15 protein-coding genes and 1 pseudogene are annotated in these 18,699 nt (G+C 40.0%); 3 read left to right on the top strand and 13 right to left on the bottom strand.

The annotated features are described in order from the left end of the window. Positions 1-34 precede the first annotated feature (34 nt). Positions 35-911 (top strand): annotated as a pseudogene (locus tag BSM4216_RS01235) (fructosamine kinase family protein). Positions 912-952: 41 nt separating this feature from the next. Here the strand turns inward: BSM4216_RS01235 and BSM4216_RS01230 are convergent. The 6 genes from BSM4216_RS01230 to BSM4216_RS16970 form a co-directional block, all read right to left on the bottom strand. Continuing rightward, complete coding sequence (locus BSM4216_RS01230; protein WP_003353044.1) at positions 953-1,321, bottom strand: DMT family transporter; 369 nt, start codon at positions 1,319-1,321, stop codon at positions 953-955. Between the two features lie 269 nt (positions 1,322-1,590). Next, entirely contained in the window at positions 1,591-2,523 is a 933-nt protein-coding gene (gene tauD / locus BSM4216_RS01225) for a taurine dioxygenase (RefSeq protein WP_048622443.1), read from the bottom strand. Between the two features lie 79 nt (positions 2,524-2,602). Beyond that, positions 2,603-3,442: an ABC transporter ATP-binding protein gene (locus tag BSM4216_RS01220; RefSeq protein ID WP_048622442.1), complete on the bottom strand. Its 840-nt coding sequence runs from the start codon at positions 3,440-3,442 to the stop codon at positions 2,603-2,605. Between the two features lie 21 nt (positions 3,443-3,463). Beyond that, positions 3,464-4,543: a taurine ABC transporter substrate-binding protein gene (locus tag BSM4216_RS01215; protein ID WP_048622441.1), complete on the bottom strand. Its 1,080-nt coding sequence runs from the start codon at positions 4,541-4,543 to the stop codon at positions 3,464-3,466. Positions 4,544-4,546: 3 nt separating this feature from the next. Then, positions 4,547-5,344: an ABC transporter permease gene (locus BSM4216_RS01210; RefSeq protein ID WP_048622440.1), complete on the bottom strand. Its 798-nt coding sequence runs from the start codon at positions 5,342-5,344 to the stop codon at positions 4,547-4,549. Positions 5,345-5,821: 477 nt separating this feature from the next. Continuing rightward, positions 5,822-5,911 (bottom strand): putative holin-like toxin, encoded by a 90-nt coding sequence (locus BSM4216_RS16970; RefSeq protein ID WP_244878026.1) that lies wholly within the window; start codon positions 5,909-5,911, stop codon positions 5,822-5,824. Between the two features lie 601 nt (positions 5,912-6,512). On the opposite strand from BSM4216_RS16970, the gene BSM4216_RS01200 reads away from it, so the two are divergent. After that, entirely contained in the window at positions 6,513-7,670 is a 1,158-nt protein-coding gene (locus BSM4216_RS01200) for a DUF2515 domain-containing protein (RefSeq protein WP_371836619.1), read from the top strand. Beyond that, positions 7,603-8,064, top strand: a complete 462-nt coding sequence (locus BSM4216_RS01195) for a CBO0543 family protein (protein ID WP_082142216.1) — start codon at positions 7,603-7,605, stop codon at positions 8,062-8,064. The genes BSM4216_RS01200 and BSM4216_RS01195 overlap by 68 nt, the downstream gene beginning before the upstream one ends. Positions 8,065-8,233: 169 nt before the next feature. On the opposite strand, the gene BSM4216_RS01190 is transcribed toward BSM4216_RS01195, so the two are convergent. The 7 genes from BSM4216_RS01190 to BSM4216_RS01150 form a co-directional block, all read right to left on the bottom strand. Next, positions 8,234-9,007 carry a polysaccharide deacetylase family protein gene (locus BSM4216_RS01190; protein ID WP_048622438.1) on the bottom strand — a complete coding sequence of 258 codons (774 nt, stop codon included), beginning with the start codon at positions 9,005-9,007 and terminating at the stop codon, positions 8,234-8,236. A gap of 667 nt (positions 9,008-9,674) precedes the next feature. Further along, entirely contained in the window at positions 9,675-10,730 is a 1,056-nt protein-coding gene (locus tag BSM4216_RS01185; protein WP_048622437.1) for an alpha/beta fold hydrolase, read from the bottom strand. Positions 10,731-10,939: 209 nt separating this feature from the next. After that, positions 10,940-12,292: a dihydrolipoamide acetyltransferase family protein gene (locus BSM4216_RS01180; protein ID WP_048622436.1), complete on the bottom strand. Its 1,353-nt coding sequence runs from the start codon at positions 12,290-12,292 to the stop codon at positions 10,940-10,942. Positions 12,293-12,319: 27 nt separating this feature from the next. Beyond that, positions 12,320-13,339 carry an alpha-ketoacid dehydrogenase subunit beta gene (locus tag BSM4216_RS01175; RefSeq protein WP_048622435.1) on the bottom strand — a complete coding sequence of 340 codons (1,020 nt, stop codon included), beginning with the start codon at positions 13,337-13,339 and terminating at the stop codon, positions 12,320-12,322. 26 nt (positions 13,340-13,365) lie between these two features. Then, entirely contained in the window at positions 13,366-14,352 is a 987-nt protein-coding gene (locus BSM4216_RS01170; RefSeq protein WP_048622434.1) for a thiamine pyrophosphate-dependent dehydrogenase E1 component subunit alpha, read from the bottom strand. 248 nt (positions 14,353-14,600) lie between these two features. Then, positions 14,601-16,529, bottom strand: a complete 1,929-nt coding sequence (locus tag BSM4216_RS01160) for a sigma-54-dependent Fis family transcriptional regulator (protein ID WP_048622432.1) — start codon at positions 16,527-16,529, stop codon at positions 14,601-14,603. 681 nt (positions 16,530-17,210) lie between these two features. Continuing rightward, positions 17,211-18,032: a GGDEF domain-containing protein gene (locus tag BSM4216_RS01150; RefSeq protein WP_048622430.1), complete on the bottom strand. Its 822-nt coding sequence runs from the start codon at positions 18,030-18,032 to the stop codon at positions 17,211-17,213. Positions 18,033-18,699: the final 667 nt, after the last annotated feature.

The following is an 18,699-nucleotide window of genomic DNA, read 5'->3' as shown; positions in this document are numbered from 1 at the left end:
ACACACTTTTCGCCAAAAGGGAGGAAATAAAAGTATGAACCTTTCGTCGATATTACGAGAAGCGCTTGATCAAATTGGCGACAAAACAGCGATCGTCCAATGCAAAAGCGTATCCGGCGGCGATATCAACGCTGCCTATTATGTAAGAAGTGAACATCGTTCCTATTTTGCCAAAATCAATGAGCGTATTCCTCCTCGCTTTTTTCAAAGTGAAGCAGCCGGTCTTGAATTGCTGAGGCAAACGAATGTCGTTCGTGTTCCAAAAGTATATCATTGCGTGGAAGCCGAAGACGGATCTTATGGTTTGCTGTTGCTTGAATGGCTTGAAGGTGAAGAAACGGATCAAACTCCGGTTTTGCTAGGTCAGGCAGTAGCTCGCCTTCATCAATGTTACGGTCAGTATTTCGGATTAGCCGAAGATAGCTTCATTGGCCGTCTTCCGCAAAAAAAACGGACAATATGAAAACTGGATCGATTATTTTCGGGAACGGCGGCTTCTTCCGCAAGTTCAATTGGCAGAACAAAAAGGAAGAATGCCAACATATAGACGAAAGAAAATGGAAGCATTGTTAGAGTCGCTTGATCAATGGCTACCACAAACATGCCAGCCTTCTTTATTGCACGGCGACCTTTGGGGCGGAAACTGGATGGCAGGCGAACATGGAATTCCTTATCTCATTGACCCTTCAGTATTTTATGGGCATTCAGAAATGGATATTGCCTTCACGGAATTGTTTGGCGGATTTCCAAATGCTTTTTATCGCTCGTACAACGAAATTCAGCCACTTTCTCCTGAATATAAGGATCGAAAAGAGCTGTATCAACTGTTTTACTTGCTCGTTCACCTGAATCTGTTTGGAGAAACATACGGAGCTTCCGTCGATCGAATCTTGCAAAGGTATGTTGGATAATTTTAAAGGCGAACAGTGACCATTCCTGTTCGCCATTTTCATTATTTTATATGTAGATTCGATGAAGGGACTGAAGAGACTTCTTTTCCATGCGCTTCTCCACTGACATTTAAGATAATCACACCGGCAATAATCATTAAGATGGCCACCATTTTTAAGAAAGAAAAGTGTTCTTTGAAGTATAAAATGCCTATGATGGCGATAATCGCAGTACCAAGTCCGGACCATATGGAATAAGCGATGCTTACATCTATCTTTTTCAGTGCCAATGTAACTAACGTAAGGCTGGCTCCATAAAATACAAACATGAGTACAGAAGGAATGAGCTTCGTAAATCCTGCTGACATTTTCATTGAAGTTGTGCCTAAAACCTCCGAAAGAATTCCTAATAAAAGCAAAATCCAACTCATAAACGTTTCACCTCCCTTTTTCAGAAGTACATATCATGAAAGGATATTATGAAATTTTCATCATATTGATGCCTTTACAAAGAAGGGTACCATAATACATGTGCAATCGTGATAAATCTTGTTCTTGGCGCTTCGGTATGAGATTGAAAATCGGACCTGGTCAAACTTTTTTCGCATTTGTTGAAATAATCCGTGCATGATGGAAATTGTGATCAGAACACAACGAATGGAACCTAAAAAGGTTCCATTCGTTGTTCCAATGATATTGCTTAATATGGACGATCCCCAACGATTGCAACGCGTTCAGCCTTTCGCGGATTTGGATAATAATCCGATACCGCATAATGTTGGGTTGCACGATTATCCCAGAAAGCGATGGAGTCCTTTTCCCAACGAAAACGCACCTGATACTCAGGAATGTGAGCTTGACGGAACAAGTACTGAAGCAGCTCTTCACTCTCATCAGGGTCCAGACCTACGATTCGAGTCGTAAACGATGGATTCACAAACAAAGTCTTCCGTCCAGTTTCCGGATGGGTTCGAACGACCGGATGTTCAACAGGCGGAAATTTTTCTTGTTGAACCGCTAACTCTTCCGGTGTCAATAAATCGCTGAAAGCAGGAGTAAAATCGTGAATGGCAGTAAGGTGATCAATACGCTCCTTCACTTCGTCAGGTAAATTATCATATGCAGCAGCCATATCTGCCCATAACGTGTCGCCCCCGACAGGAGGAACTTCTATTAATCTTAATATCGCTGCTTTCGCAGGATTGGGGCGAAAAGTGACATCCGTATGCCAAATATTTTCTTTTCCAGTTTCTTTTTTCCCTTTGGAAAAGCGAACAATTTCCTCAGATTGATCTTCTTCAACAGGATAAAATGGATGAACTTCTAATTCACCCCATAACCGGGCAAATGCCCGCTGCTGTTCACTCGTGATTTTTTGGTTGCGGAAGAAAAGAACCTTCCATTCCAATAATGCCCGGTTCAACTCTGCTTGCAACTCCGGTGAAATCGGCTCTCTCAAATCAATTCCGATGATCTCAGCACCTATGATGGGAGTTAACGGCTTGACTTCAAATAACGAGTACGGCCGCTCCTCTACACCTTCAGGCAGACGGCGTAAAATTCGTGGACCTACATAATTATCGCGATTTTCAAATTTGAGTGGTCTTAAAAAATTCGTGTGAATTTCAGACATTTACATTCTCCTTTCATAATGAAATAAAAATAGATAGAGAGTGTTGAAAAGCGCTGTTGGCTTGCGCCTTTCAAACAAGCTAAAATATTTCATTCAAAGCGTTTTTTGCTTTGAAATGACCTCTTATGGCGGAAATTAAATAATGCCGCAGATCGCTAAATTCCTTTAAATGTTTGATTTCTTCGACTGATTGATTATATTTTGATAATGGATTCGGCAAATCGACTACGATTCTTCCCGGTTGAGAGTTCATCACTAAAATCCTTTTTCCTAACAAAATAGCTTCTTCGACATCATGAGTAATAAAAATGATGCATTTCTTTGTTTTTTTCCAAATGTCAAGAAGATGAATTTGCATGTTTTCTCGAGTTAAGGCATCTAATGCGCTAAACGGTTCATCCATTAAAATGGCTTGTGGATCCGCAGCTAATGTTCTGGCGATGGAGGCTCTTTGTTTCATTCCTCCTGACAGCTGATAAGGCAACATCTTGGCAGAAGCCTCCAACCCTACGAGATGCAAATAATAGGAAACAAGTTTTTTTCTTTCTGATTTTGGCACGGATTTCATTTTTAAACCAAATTCAACATTTTTTTCGATGGTCATCCACGGAAAAAGGTTATGGTGCTGAAAGACGACTCCCACATCGGAACTCGGACGAGTATGGGGTTTATCGTTGATCATGACTTCACCGGCAGTTGGTTTCTGGTAACCTGCTAATATATTTAATAAAGAAGATTTTCCACATCCTGACGGACCTAATAAACAAACAAAATCATTGGCATCCAATCGAAGATTTATATGGTCCAATACAGGAAGATCGTTTTTCCCGTTGGCATATTGCAAGCTAATGTTTCTCAATTCAATTAGCGGACGGTGTTGAGCTCTCTCTGAATCTTCTTTGATCGAAGCAATTGCCATGATATCCCTTCTCCATTCCTGTTATTTGTATAAATTGCTTAGTAGACCTTTTTGATAAGTAGCTAGGCTGGGGGAAGATGGTATATTTTTCTGTTTCACCATAAAATCTCCCGTGTCTTTTAAGATTTTGGCTAATTTGCCCGGCTCCTTGGCATCACCGAAATATTCCTTTTGCTGCGAAGCATCTAACCATATAATTTGTCTCATGGTTTTTAAGCTTTCCTCAGGCGATAACCCCAATTCTTTCGAAAGCACTTTCGACGACTCTACTGGTTTGATCCGATAATAATGGACCGCCTGATTTAAAACAGAGATATATCCTTTTACAATTTCAGGATATTTTTCCGCAAAATCTTTACTTACAATGCCAAATTCTCCCGTGACAATTCCTTTTTTCGCCAAATCTTTTGATGAAATGATGACTTTTCCTCCATCATCAATCAACTTCGTTTGTACTGGCTGCCAAATATATGCTCCATCGATATCCCCGCGTTTCCAAGCTGCATAAATGTCAGGAGGCTGCATATCAAGTAGAGTGATATTATTTTTCTTAAGGTCAATCTTCTCTTCTTTCAAAGCTCCCAGTAAACTATAATGGGATGTTGAACTGAATGTCGTGGCAATTTTCTTATTTTTCAAATCTTTTAAAGAGGAAATTCCGGAATCTTTTTTAACGACCAGCGCCTCGCTTTCGCCGATAATATCGTGCAGATAATAAATTTTATAAGGCAATCCACTGGCAATGCCAATGGATCCGGGCGGAGTTCCAACGAGTCCAAAATCAATGCTCCCACTTGCCATGGCATTATTGATATCTCTGCCCGAATCAAATTTAATCCATCTAATGTGAATGTTCGGGTATTTTTTCTCCAGCAACCCTAATGCCTTGGCTAAAAGTTCTCCATTTGGAGAAACTTGGTACCCCAATCGGATCTCTTTTGGCACACTGCTATTAGAAGCGGAAGCCGATGATCCCTCCTTTTGAGAAGAAGCACTTTGACTAGAACAGCCGCTTAAAAGACTAAATATACTAAATAGTAAGATAATTAAGATGCTGTATACGTTTCTCTTAAACGCCACGGAATTTTCCTCCTTTATCATACTTCATGAGTCTTGTTTTCCAACCCAAGAGAATCGAAAATGCCAATACAATCGAATGAGGCTATCTATAAAAATGGCGATGAATCCCATTATAAAAATTCCTACAAAAACGATATCGCTTCTTAAGTATTTACTTGCGTCCAATACCATCCATCCAATCCCCGAGGTAGCCGCTACCATTTCGGCAGCCACTAATGTACCGTAAGTCACACCGATAGCTGTGCGAAGACCCGTAATGATGTCCGGCAAACTAGACGGAAGAATGATATAGAAAAAGACTTTCAGTTTGGAAGCGCCTAAAGATAATGCACCGTTGATCCGATCTTGCGGAATACGTCTTACGCCCGATACTGTCGCAATAAATAAAGGTGCAAACGCACTTAAAAACAATAAGGCGATTTTCGATCGATCATCGATACCGAGCCATAAAACAAGCAAGGCATAATAGGCTAAAGGAGGAAGCGGTCTATAAAATTCAATAATAGGATCAAATACGGCGAGTATGTATCTTGACATGCCACATAGCATTCCTAATGGAACGGCAGTGAAAAACGCTAAAATTAAAGCGAATAATAATCGGTACATACTATCTAGAATGTGCGTACTTAATGGAGTCCCTTTATATCCATCTCTTATTAATTCCACAAATGACGTCCAAACGGATTGAGGAGTCGGAAGAAGCAACGGATCGATCCATTTTAAGTTTGTACTCACGGTCCAAAGGATGAACAGCAGGATCACGCAGATCAATGAAATCCCTCTAGTAAGTACATGATTTTTAAATACAAATTTTGGCACCATCTCACATCCCTCTCACCATGAATTGTCGTAGAGTTGGTTTTAAATTGTACAACTAGCAAATTATCAAATTCTCATATGATTACTTGGGAATATGGTAACAAGTGGTTTTTTATTTGTCAATCTTTTTTGAATATTGTTTTTTCAATTATCACGATCAACAGCACCACAAAGCGATATATAACGAAAAAAATTCCTTCTACTCGGTTTTCCATTTATCGCGATTTAATTAAAATCCTTCAAAAGTTGAAAATTCCTTTATTTTTACAGCGAAAATTTCTACACAAACGGATTCATCCTTACCTGCGTCATTTCTTGTCATCTTTCCTGTTTTATGATTATAATAAAATGGAATAGCATAAAATAAAAAAGGACATTGGCGGTCACCAATGCCCTAGCATACACAGCTTACTGCAAGAAGTGCAGTGGCCCTCGTATTTGCGGATATGACCCACCCTTACTTAGGCTCGGCAGGGTGGGTTACTTTTTGTCTTTCGACACAGAAATGACGGCAACGATTAAGGCCGCAAACGAAATCATTAACGTCAACGCATCGGAAACCGTCATCATCAGTGATACCCCCCTTTCTTCAAGGGAGTAATCACTGCCCACCCTGCATGCAGCTGTGCAAGTTTATTATATCATACATAATTTCCAATTTTTTATTTTTAATCCAAATGATGTAAACTTTCCCCGTGGCTGGATTCCGGAAAAACAATAAAAACGCTCTAACCTAAATCACTAAGAACTGCATTTCAAATACCCTTTCACGGGAAAGCTAAACATCCTTATCCATTTATTGACAACGATGACTTAAAAAAATGATCTTCGTTCTTGTTTTGGTCCTGCCCTCCCATTTTACGATGAACGTTTTTCGCCTTATCTACGCTTCCTACCCTTTTGCCCACTCAGTTACGTTTCTTAATTCCTGTTTGCCTTATTTCTTTATTTCCGAATTTTGCCGGCTGTGCTTTAATGAAGTCTTCATCATTTATTTTCAAAGCACGTAATAAGATGATCATATACACATCTCGTTTCCATTGGTATGACCTCTTTAGATTGTCTATTTTCCATGTATTCAAGACTCAGTGGACTTCGTTTGGAACACTAAACGTCACACTTGCCATCCCTTTCATTTAACAAAATGTTTTGTTGAGGGAGGGGAGACATTTTGGGGCTGATAAAGAAAAAGAAAAAACGGAATACACCCCCATTTCTTCTTGAAATCAATGAGGAGTTAAAGAAAAAGGGCAAAGGTTTCAAAATGGCCGCGGTAAATGAATCTGATTTAACGATAGAGGAAAGAAAACTCATCCAACAAATACTCATCCAAACCGAAATCAAAAATCAAAACAATATCACCAGAACGAAAAGCTACTTGGATGTTTATTTGCGTCATCCGGAAATTCATTGGGCGTTTTTGGGACATATGGTTTCCAGAAATGGCGGCTGGAATATGACTGACTTAAAAGGAGATCTCTTGTCCCATTTATTAACGGAACAGGAACAACAATTTTTCTTTTCCTTTTTGGAACGTGGAAATTGGCTTATTTTTCAAGATATATACCCGCAGTTTTTACTTTATGAAGAAAGTATAAAAAGAAATAAACCGCTTTTTTCCCTTCTCCCTTTTTTTCATGTCTCTACTTTTATGGAAACGATCTGGAACCACTTTTGGAAATATCGTGACCCTTATATTCTCGCCATTGCTCTTGTCATAAATGAACAAAGCTATTTAGAAAAGCGAGTCATTCAAAATGCCCTTTTTCAAAAAAACGTCTTTCATACAATAGAGTTTAAGCTTCAAGATTTTCTTCGATTAAACCATATTTTGTTTCCTTACTATAAAGAAAATGAGAAGCGAAGTATCGGTCTTATGGGGCAAACATTGCAACGTTTCGATTATCTTCATGAACGGATTTTATTAGGAAAACGGTTATATTCCTTGCTTTTTTATAATAAAGAGGGGGTAGACACGTTCATTCGTTGGGCCGTTTCTTGCCCTCACACTGGATCTCGCAAAGATTACTGGCCCCACCTATTTCATGACGTTCGTGAATCGATTCCGGGCCGGCCCTATCGACGCCGTATGAAAAACGGCCAAATACAAAAAGGGGTCCCTCGAATCTATAGTCCAAGATTAGAGTACGCATGGAAAAACGTTTCACATGAGAAAGCAGACATTGGAGATTGGTTCTATGACTGGACGATTACGGATTATTTCAACAAGCTAGATGAAGAAATAAACGGGGAGATTGCCGATGAATATTGTGAGACGATCGAAAAAATGGAACTTGCGGTTATCGCGAAAAAAGCCATTTTCCGTTAAAAGCAAAACCATTGCTGCCTATATTTTGACCGCTTTGTTCGCCTCATGGATAGGAACTTATTTGGATCTTTATTTTGTCGGAAACGAGTGGTACAGCTTTCCGTTAAGACCCTATTCAGCCATTTTCACCATCAACATTGTATTTACTCTTATCGGCTTGCCCATTTTCACCTTTTGTTTTCTATATTTTATGGAAAAGTTAAACATTTGGAAAAAAAGGGCTTTTATTATCATGGCAAGTCTAGCAATGTCATTTGTTGAAAAACAATCAGAAGCATTCGGGTGGTTTGTTCATCATAATCAATGGAAACATTCCTATTCTTTTTTTGGATATGGTCTTTTTATGATCATCGTATGGAAGTTCTTTCGATGGGTGAATTCAGTCATGAGTTAAATAATAAAATGTCTTTTCAAAAATAATGGTTTTGTGGCTCTCTTCCGCATGTAATCTTTATAACAGTACACTATTAGAAAAGGTTTGCAGTCGAGAGCCGTGGACATGAATTTTGCTTTAATAAAATTTGAGTGCGGATTAGCGACGTTTCCGTCCTCCGACTCATTCTTTACCCTGGCGTCCAGTCGAGATATCTGTATTTCGGATGCATTTGTAGTAATTCTGATACGGTCACAAATTTATATCCTCTTTTTTGAAGTTCCGGTAAAATTTTTTTTAGTGCTTCAATTGTTTGACGACGGTCTCCGCCGTTATCATGAAATAAGACAATATCCCCATTTCGGGCGTTAGATAAAACCTTTTTTACAATATTATGAACGCCCGGTTTTTTCCAATCATACGTATCTTGATGCCATGACCACATCACAACCGTATAACCTTCTTGGTTCGAAACATTAATAATGGTTTCATTGTAATAACCTCCTGGCGGGCGAAACAATTTAGGAGAATATCCAGTCAGTTGCGTAATCGTTTGTTTTGTTTTTCTTAATTCATTTCTAATTTCTTCCTCGTTCAGCCCCCTAAAAACGGAATGATGGTATGTATGGTTCGCTAATTCATGTCCATCCAAAATTTCTCGTTTCACTACATCAGGATGAGCTTTTACACAGGTCCCCACCACAAAAAAAGTTGCTTTGGCGTGATATTGTTTTAAAATATCCAGAATTTGCGGAGTATATTTTGAACTAGGTCCATCATCGAATGTCAATGCAATGACTTTCTGTTTGGTCGGTATTTCCCAAATGGCTTTTCCGTGTTCTTCGTAAAACTTTCGGCCTCTATTCAAATCGTTCGCTTTTACGAAAACTGTACAAATAAACGACAGAGCAACCGAACAACCTATGATCAAGATACACCATAGGACGAACTTTTTGTTGATCATCAAGCAACAACACCTTTTGTGTAAATTGGTTGTTTAGGTTAGGATGTTTCAAAATCATGTCTGCAAGAATGATTCTTCCATTGTTGTTTTTCACATCCATTCAAATGGAAAAAATTCAAGCGCCGTTTACATACGATGCCAACAAAGAATGGAACTCTTTCCCAATTCACATCTGTCAAAAGCGGAGCAATATCTATGGACTTAGACCCTTCAACAAGAAACGTTGAACAGAAGGGAGTTAAAACAAACGAAATAACACCGGACAGCAAGACTCATGTTTATACGAACAGACGGTTCATGGAAAACAAATGGAATGATAACAGGTTTTACACTTTCAGATAATGGAAACGTTCTTTCGTTCGCTATTCACATCACGCATCTTTTACTCATTTTTCGTCTCCCTTATTTTGTCCAGATGATTAATTTTTATCGAAAACAGATTATGCCAAAGCAACTGGACAAACATTGTTGACTACATTGACAGAAGTGCATTTCATTAACGAGTCATTTCTATTCCATTCCTTTATTCAGACAGTTTTTTTCGTGAGAAAGGTGGTTTTCCCTGGTCTTTACATCAAAAAAGAACCAGAGCTGTTTTTTGCTCTGATTCTTCGACTTTCATCCATCTTATATAATCATCTTGTTAAAATCCGCTCTGCATCCGTTCTCAAACGGGTGTAGACAAAAGGTCCTTCAGCTGGGCATCGATGTAATTTTTGTCCTCTTCAAAAAATCCCATCATGGTGAAGTGTCCCCACAAGCTTGGAATGACTCGCAGTTCGCTGTTAGGAATCATCTCTTGTTCGGCTTTGCAGTCTCGGACAGGGAAGAACATGTCTTCTTCAAACGGCATAACATATACTTTCGCTTGAATCCGTTCTAAAGCCGCTTTTAAGTCTCCGCCGGTGTTGCGGCTCACGTCTCCCCGCTGCCATTTCCAAGCCATACACAACAAATTGTTTGGATCCATCGGCAAAAACCAATTGTCCCAGTATCCTACCAAAAAGTCGTCCAAAGAGGAGAAGCCGAGACGACGCCACTGTTCCTGCTTGTAAAACTCGGTACATAGCCCCATCACTGCCCAAATTCGGGAGTGGCGGCGCAAACCACGGTGGACTTGTTGATGATCTTCATACCATCCGTCTTGAAATGCAGGGTCAGAAGTGATTGCCTCGATTAAAGTTTCGGTAAAAAGAAAATCATGAGGTGTATTTTTAGCCGTCCCGCCAATCGGAGCCGCTAGCTTCACCATTTCCGGATACCGCACCGCCCATTCATAGGTCTGCTGAGCCCCCATGGACCAACCGACCACCAACTGCAAAGTCTTGATTCCGAATTTTTCGGTGACCAGTTTATGTTGAGCCCGGACATCATCGCTGATCCTCACCTTTGGAAAAGCCCCTCGGCCAAATGGAAACGGAGTATTGTGAGGTGAACTGGATAAACCATTGCCAAGCTGATTCGGTAGAATAATGAAGTATTTGCTTGGATCTAACGCCATCCCCTCTCCAATATAAATTTCCATCGCCTTGTGGGTTCCGGAATACATGTGGGGAAACAGGATCGCATTATCCTTCGCTTCATTCAGCTTGCCGAACGTTTTGTAGGCCAATTTACAGTCTCGAATAGTGCCTCCTTCTTCCAACTGAAAGTCTCCCAGTTCAAAGATTTCATAATCACCGTGAACTTCATGAGTATAATAAGCGTTTTCAATCGTTTTCAAAAGTGACGCCCCCTTTGTTTATTCAATATAAAAAAGAAATGTTGCTGAAAAACCGTGAAAAATTTTAGTTGTTTCATAGATGAAAAGATATATGTCTCCCTTTCAATGAACATGAAGAACAACAGTCCCTAAACCTTTGTGAAGATGTCATTCTGCTGTTTTATTTTCATTGATGAAACTTCAGTTTTCCGGAACTACAAATGAAGTATTTACTGAACAAATAACAAATCCGGTTCGCTTAAATATTTTTTCAGTTCATTTAAAGCTTTTTGAGCTAAAACGCCGTCGATCAGGCGATGGTCGTAGCTGAGGGACAAAGCCATCATCGAAGCAATGTCAATCGAATCATGAACTACGATCGGTTTTTTCTCCATTCTGCCAATGCCTAAAATACATGATTCCGGATGATTGATAATTGGAGTAAACCAAGAACCGTCTACCGATCCGATATTGGATATTGTGCAAGTGGCTCCTGTCATTTCATCGGCTTTGATCGATCCATCTCTTGCTTTTTTCGCAAGTTCTTGGATCTCTTTGGCGATTTGAAACAACGACTTTTTGTCTGCATGTCGAATGACCGGAACGACAAGACCATGATCGGTGTCCGCTGCAAAACCGATATGGTATTCATGCTTCAAAATGATTTCATCGCGTTCATCGTCCAACGAAGCATTAAGCATCGGGTATTTTTTAAGAACGGCCGTTAATGCTTTAACTGTGTAAGCTAAATACGTCAATTTGATGCCTTCTTCTTCTGCAAACGGTTTTACCCTTTGGCGGTGGGAAACAAGCTTTGTGACATTGGCCTCGTCGAAATGAGTAACATGCGGAATGACGGACTTCGAATGAACCATGGCTTTTGCTATCACTTTTCGTATGCCGGAAAGCGGTATTCTTCGCTGGCCTTGCGGGATGACTTCTTCATTCGTTGTTTCCTTGCCGGCCGCCGCTTCCTGTTCCGCCTCTGCCTGTTGTAATTTTCGATTGGCCAAGACCGCTTCAATATCACTTTTTACGATTCTTCCGTTTGGCCCGCTCGGAGTCACTTCCTCAAGGTTCACATTGTGTTCTCTGGCAAATTTGCGTACAGACGGAGCCGCGATAAAGAATCGGTTGGACGGCTTTTCATCGGTGCTTTTTTGTACTGCGTTCCTAATATCTTCTTCCGTGACTTTACCGTTAGGACCGGTGGGCGTGACAAGACGCCAATCCACCCCAAGTTCTTTCGCCAACTTTTTGACGCGCGGGGTCGCTTTTTTCTCTACATGAACGTCTTGTAGAGACTTTTGCTGTTCCTCTGTTGAATCAGACTGAACCGTTTCCTCGACGGTTTCAATGATGGCCAATACATCCCCGATGGCAGCTGTATCGCCTCTTTTTTTCCTGATTTCTTTTATGATCCCCGACTCCGGAGCTTGAATTTCCGAAACGGCTTTTTCGGTTTGAACTTCCACGATCGTATCGTCTTTTTTGACTTCATCCCCTTCTGAAACATGCCAAAAGGTGATCAAACTTTCATCATGAGTATCGGATAGTCGAGGCAATTGAACTGAGATTGACATGGCTACCTCCTGTATGAAAAATCCATTTTATTCATTTACTAGCTTGATGGCTTCGTGAAAAATTTTATCGGCATTCGGCAAAACAAATTGTTCAAGTGGACGGCTGTATGGAATCGGCACATCCGGAACGGCCAATCTTTTGACAGGTGCATCCAAATCATATAAACCGTCTTCTGCCGCAATGGCTGCAATTTCTGAAGTCATGCCATATGATAAATAATCTTCATCAACGACCAATAAGCGATGTGTCTTTTTAAGCGACTGAAGAATCGTTTCGCGATCTAAAGGTACGAGCGAACGCAAATCGATGACTTCTGCCTGAATTCCTTGCTGCTCCAACTTTTTCGCTGCTTCTAAAGCGTGATGAACCGTCATTTGAATGCCCACAATTGTGATGTCGGTTCCTTCTCTTACCACTTTGGCTTTGCCGATCGGAACTGTATACGCTTCTTCCGGGACATGTCCGACGGATGCGTCCAATTGATCCATCCAGCCCAGTCCTTGCAATGTTTTATGAAACATAAAGACGACCGGATTATCGTCCCGGATGGCGGAAATCATCAAGCCTTTCAAGTCATACGGAGTCGAAGGCGCCACCACTTTCATTCCCGGCAGATGGGCAAAAGTGGCGTATAAGGTTTGGGAATGCTGAGCAGCATCGTTGTATCCTCCGCCGACACCGGTCATCAGCACCATCGGAAGCTTGATTCGACCGCCTGACATATACGGAATTTTGGCCATATGGTTATAAATTTGGTCCATACAAACACCAAAGAAATCGACGAACATTAATTCAACGATCGGCCGCATTCCATCTGCAGCAGCTCCAACGGCCGCTCCGATAAAAGCGGTTTCAGAAATCGGTGTATCCATGATTCTTTCAGGACCAAACTTTTGAAATAATCCTTCCGTTGCTCCAAATATCCCTCCGTATGCGCCCACGTCCTCTCCCATCACAAACACGTTCGGATCTCTTTCCAACTCTAACCGAATCGCTTCTGCCACTGCTTTATTTCCTGATAACAAACGCTGTTTTGTTTTTTGCATTTTGGACCGCTCCTTTCTTTCCATCATTAGACAAATAAGTCTTTTAAAGCATCTTCCGGTTCAGGATATTTACTTTCACGCGCGAACTGATAAGCAGCATCGACTTCTTGCTTCGCTCTTTGTTCCAATTCCGCCAGCTGCATGTCTTCTATTCCGTGTTCTGTCAATAAGATGGAGCGCATTCGGACAATCGGATCTTTTTCCCTCAGTAAAGTCACTTCGTTTTTATCTCTGTAAACTTCAGGATCTCCTTGGAAATGTCCTAAATAACGGTACGTTTCAATTTCAATGATGGCTGGTTCTCCATTTTTTCTTGCTTTTTCTACCACCTCTTTTGACACTTTATACATTTCGATCGGATCATTCTCTTCCACATAATATCCCTGAATTCCATAAGCGGCGGCTCTTATAGCGTTGGAGGAGACGGATGTGGATGATGACTTTGGAACAGAAATTCCGTATTGATTGTTTTCAATGACAACAATAAGAGGCAAATTCCACAATGCCGCCATATTTAATGACTCATGAAAAGCCCCTTGGTTGGCAGCTCCTTCCCCAATAAAAGCCACCGCTACGGAATCCGTTCCTTTTTTCTTCGCTGCAAGGGCCGCCCCCAATGCATGTGGAATGCCGGCGCCTACAATTCCTCCGCAAGAAAATTTCACATTCGGATCAAATAAATGCATGTGTCCGCCTTTGCCTTTTCCGAGCCCAGTCGCTTTTCCAAAAATTTCAGCTGTCATTCTGTTCAAATCAACCCCTTTTGCGATGGCATGATGATGCGGACGATGTGGAGACGAAACAGTGTCTTCTTTTGTTAAATGAATACATATACCAACTGCGGCCGGTTCCTGCCCTGTTGCCAGATGCATTTCACCCGGTACAGGCCCTGCACCGATATTAAAGACAGGATTTTTTCCTTCGGCATAAGCTTCTGCCATTTTGTCCTCGTAATAACGAATCTTGTACATCGTTTCATACATCCAAATAAGATGTTCCCTGGAAATCGTCAACTTGCTCTCCTCCTTTGCGGAAATAAAACGCTTTCATTGGTTGATAGTGCAATAAATGTGCCAAAAAATAAGAAAAAAACCGCATATTGTCGAAAAATACGAATTATTTTATTATTTTCCCCGGAATAAATGGAAACGCTTTTTCCTTGATATTCGTTTTCACTCTTATTTTTCAAACAAAGTGTTCCAAAATGGAACACTTTGTTGCAACATATTGAAACAATGTGATACAAAATGAAACAATTGCTTTAATAAGTAATGTGAAATTTTCTCATTTGTCTGTAAAACGTGCTTCTGGAAATGCCTAAATGCTTGGCTGCTTTTGTGACATTTCCATGAAATAGGCATAACGCCTGAAGAATAGCCTGTTTTTTTATATCCTCTTTATGCATGAACGACTTTTCTTCTTTTTGCCCGGAAAACAGATGGAATACTTCCTCCGGCAAATCTTTTGCCGATAAAACCGGCTTTGTCTGTCGATTTAACGTTCTTTCTATAATATTTTGCAATTCTCGTATGTTCCCCGGCCAATCGTATTGAAGTAGTGCTTGCAAAAAATCCGGTCTGATGTCCGGAAACGGCTTGTTTAATTTTTTGCTCAGTTTATCAATAAAATGGCGGATCAGAAGCGGGATGTCCTCTTTTCTTTCTCGTAAAGGGGGCAAGGTAATGGGCATGACATGGAGCCGAAAAAATAAATCTTCTCTAAAGCTCCCCTTTTGGACTTCCTCGCGAAGATTTTTGTTCGTAGCGGCGATAATTCGGACATCTACCGGTATGACTTTATGGCCGCCGATCCGCATCACTTCTTTTTCTTGGATAACCCGTAAAAGAAGAACCTGCATTTCCAAAGACATTTCTCCTATTTCATCTAAAAACAGAGTGCCGCCGTCGGCCAGTTCAAACTTCCCCGCACTTCCTCCTTTTTTGGCCCCGGTAAAAGCACCGTCGACATAGCTAAATAATTCACTGCCCAGAAGATCACGGGGAATTCCACCACAGTTGATGGCAATGAACGGTTTGTTTCTTCGATCACTTTCATGATGAATGGCTTGTGCGAACATTTCTTTCCCCGTTCCGCTTTCTCCCAATATTAAAACGTTTGAATCCGTCCTTGCCGCTAATTTCGCTTCTTGAATTTTTTGAATAAAAAGGGGATGCTGCCCAATAATATCATCGAATGTAATTTTGGCTTGATTTCCGGATAAATGATTCACAAATTGACGCACTTTATGAATTTCTTTCATCATGATCATCGAACCGATCCATTGTTTGTCTTTATAAATGGGGATTTTATCAACCATAACATGATAGTTTTTTCTTGATGGCCGGACTGCAACATGCAGTTCTTCATTTTGAAGATAGATGGGACCATTGGAAACGATCGTTTGATTTGTAAAAATTTCTTGGATCTTTTTTCCTTCCAAACCGGATGGGTCAAGATTCAGCAGTTTCTTCAGTTGTTCGTTCGCTTTAATAATGTTTCCTTCCGTGTCGGTGATGAGAATGCTTTCTTTCATATTGTTGGTGGTCGCTTCAAGAAATCTTTGCATCATAATATTTTTTTCCGCATTTTCATTCAATGCCATTTGATACTCTATCGCTTTAACCGCTGAAACGACCATTCCCAATGTGTGAGGATGCACTTTTTCATAAGGACCGGATACATTTAAAACGCCGATAATATTGCCTTTTGAATCATGGATCGGCGCAGCGGAACAAGTCCAAGATTGACAAATTTCGGAATAATGTTCCTCTGCAAAAATTTGAATGGGCTGATCCATGACAATGGATGTGCCAATCGCATTGGTGCCGACGGATTGTTCGCTCCAATCGGCTCCTTCCACAAAACCGATTTGTTCAGCCATTAACAACGTGTCCGGGTCACCGATCGATTTTAACAGCTGACCTTTTTCGTTGCAAAGGATGACTAAAAAGCCGGAACCCTTTACGATGGAATAAAGCCCTTCCATTAACGGCATGGCCCAATCAATAAGAGATTGATATCGTTCGATTTCGATTTTTTTGATAGGACCGAACGCTTGAAAAGGGTTGACTTTCCATTTTTTTGATCGAATCCATGACTCTTTCACTATGGGAGAAAGTTCATCATCTAATTCATTTTCAAAAATAAAGCGTTTCCATAATTCTTTGACCCCTTCCCGCCGTATCTTCACCCGAAAACACCTCCGAAACTTTTAAAGAATGGGGACTGTCCATGAACCATCTGACGATTTCTTTTGCTTCTTTAATCAAAATTCCTGTCAGCGTTTCGAACGTGCCGTGTAAATCATTTGTTTTTTATATTGTACCATTGAAAACAGATTTCGTTAGAATTTTTCGAAAAAACGACAAAAAGAAGCATCATCTTCAGAAAAGATCAGTAAAAAACTCCCAATACCTATGTTTAGAAAAAAGCTGACTCGGTTGGAGCCAGCCTTTTCGACCATATTCGAGATCTTTTTTGCAGTTGACCGCACAAATGAACGAGTACTTTCTCTTTTTATTTTCTTCCATATACTGTTATAATTTATTTGCCATATTTTTAAAAAGGCAACATGTCTTTGTAGATTACATAATAATCGAATATTTCAAAAATACAGGATGCTTATTCTCCGGAAATGTTTTTCGACCAAATGAAAAGAAAAAGCCATTTCCTAATACTTTCTCATTCAGAAAACACGATTCTCACGTTTTGACCATATTTCTAACGTATTCTCAAAGAAATTTCGAGAAGTAAGACTATCCACTTTGGTCTACCTTCTGACCCGTCTTTTTACAGAAAAAAAAAGATGGGAGATCATTTGACTACCCTTCCAAAGATCCCAATCTCAACATTTTTTCAAAATCATTCTTTTTTAAATGACAACCACTTTGTTGCGTCCCGTTTCTTTTGCTTGATACAAAGCCTGATCCGCTTTCTCCGTAAACTCTTTCAAGTCTTTCTCTTTGCTGTATTTTGAGACCCCCACACTGATCGTTACATATATCCGTTTGTCTTTATATACAAAGTCCGTCTCTTCCACTGTCTTTCGAATGCGCTCGGCGAGTTTAATGCCTTGTTCTAATGAACAATCCTGCAAAAAAATCAGAAACTCTTCTCCACCCGTTCGAACAAATATGTCAGATTCACGAATGATTTCCTTAACGACTCTACATACTTTTTTTAAGACCATATCTCCTGCATTGTGGCCAAATGTGTCGTTAATGGCTTTGAAATAGTCGATATCAAACAAGATCAACGTCATCGACTGTTCTTTGTTTGGAAACAAACTGCTCTTTTCCAAATTCAAATCTAAATATCTGCGATTATAAATTTTAGTGAGCGGGTCTGTTAATGCAAGATTTCCCAATTCCGCGATCATCTTTGCAGTTCTGATTTGAAAAAAAGAAGCCGTCATGAATATAATCCATTCCACTGCTCCTGTGATCATAAGATGAACCGCATCCCGAAATGAAGGTTGTACCCGATGAAATACAAATTCGGTTATCACCATCAAAATGAAGCTTGAAAATCCAACCGTTATGGCTGCTTTCCACGTTGGGCATAAGATGACGGTCGTAACAGCAGGGATCAAGATAAGCATCCATAACGATTCCAAAGACGAATAGTAATTCACCACCAAAACGATTGACAAAGACAACAAAATAAATGCATACATGAACTTTCGTTTTATCATTGTTATTCCTTTAATCCAATTATTTTAAGCCCTTACCCTTTCTTTTATTAAGATTTTTGACTGTTTGGCATCGTCTTACAATAGTGACTGTCCGTAATGAACTTTCAATGATTTTGCAAAATGGTTCATTGCATTAGCAATACCCTTATTATTCCAGAAATTATTTTTTATACTTTGATCATTTTAAACCTATTGCTTCGATAAGAAAAGAAAAATTCTCTTGAGTTTTAGCGAAAATTAAAAAGAAAGGAGCAAAAGAAGAAAAAATTCATCCATCATTTTATCCGTGACTTAATGAAGTCACGATCACAGAACAACTATAACCGTCTTTTCATTGGCGCCGTCATTTTCCCGCCCATCAAATTCAACTTCATATCCTTACACTTGCCCATTCATTAGACATCATTCCAACATTCTTCTCTTACAGCATCTCTATGCTGTCCTTAAAAGAATTCTGATTGTTTTGGGACCAAAATAAATTGCACCTATACCATCATTTGAAATTCCATTTTGGATCAAGATATTTAAGAACAAAATCATGGGCGGATATGCCTAAATTCTAGTCATTTCGACGTCATTCGACATGGTTGCTACATAAAATAGGCATCTCGTCCCTTCCCAGAAAATACTATTTATAGTATATCATAATTTATTTTGAATATCTATG

The organism is Bacillus smithii (assembly GCF_001050115.1).
Taxonomy (GTDB): Bacteria; Bacillota; Bacilli; order Bacillales; family DSM-4216; genus Bacillus_O; species Bacillus_O smithii.
Note: the sequence above shows the minus strand (reverse complement) of the source record. Positions and strands in the feature narration are given on the sequence as shown.

Bases quoted from the DNA above. Each gene is read 5' to 3' on its own strand.
- BSM4216_RS01230 (WP_003353044.1), bottom strand. From the start codon at position 1,321: ATGAGTTGGATTTTGCTTTTATTAGGAATTCTTTCGGAGGTTTTAGGC.
- tauD (WP_048622443.1), bottom strand. From the start codon at position 2,523: ATGTCTGAAATTCACACGAATTTTTTAAGACCACTCAAATTTGAAAAT.
- BSM4216_RS01220 (WP_048622442.1), bottom strand. From the start codon at position 3,442: ATGGCAATTGCTTCGATCAAAGAAGATTCAGAGAGAGCTCAACACCGT.
- BSM4216_RS01215 (WP_048622441.1), bottom strand. From the start codon at position 4,543: ATGATAAAGGAGGAAAATTCCGTGGCGTTTAAGAGAAACGTATACAGC.
- BSM4216_RS01210 (WP_048622440.1), bottom strand. From the start codon at position 5,344: ATGGTGCCAAAATTTGTATTTAAAAATCATGTACTTACTAGAGGGATT.
- BSM4216_RS16970 (WP_244878026.1), bottom strand. From the start codon at position 5,911: ATGATGACGGTTTCCGATGCGTTGACGTTAATGATTTCGTTTGCGGCC.
- BSM4216_RS01195 (WP_082142216.1), top strand. From the start codon at position 7,603: ATGAATATTGTGAGACGATCGAAAAAATGGAACTTGCGGTTATCGCGA.
- BSM4216_RS01190 (WP_048622438.1), bottom strand. From the start codon at position 9,007: ATGATCAACAAAAAGTTCGTCCTATGGTGTATCTTGATCATAGGTTGT.
- BSM4216_RS01180 (WP_048622436.1), bottom strand. From the start codon at position 12,292: ATGTCAATCTCAGTTCAATTGCCTCGACTATCCGATACTCATGATGAA.
- BSM4216_RS01175 (WP_048622435.1), bottom strand. From the start codon at position 13,339: ATGCAAAAAACAAAACAGCGTTTGTTATCAGGAAATAAAGCAGTGGCA.
- BSM4216_RS01150 (WP_048622430.1), bottom strand. From the start codon at position 18,032: ATGATAAAACGAAAGTTCATGTATGCATTTATTTTGTTGTCTTTGTCA.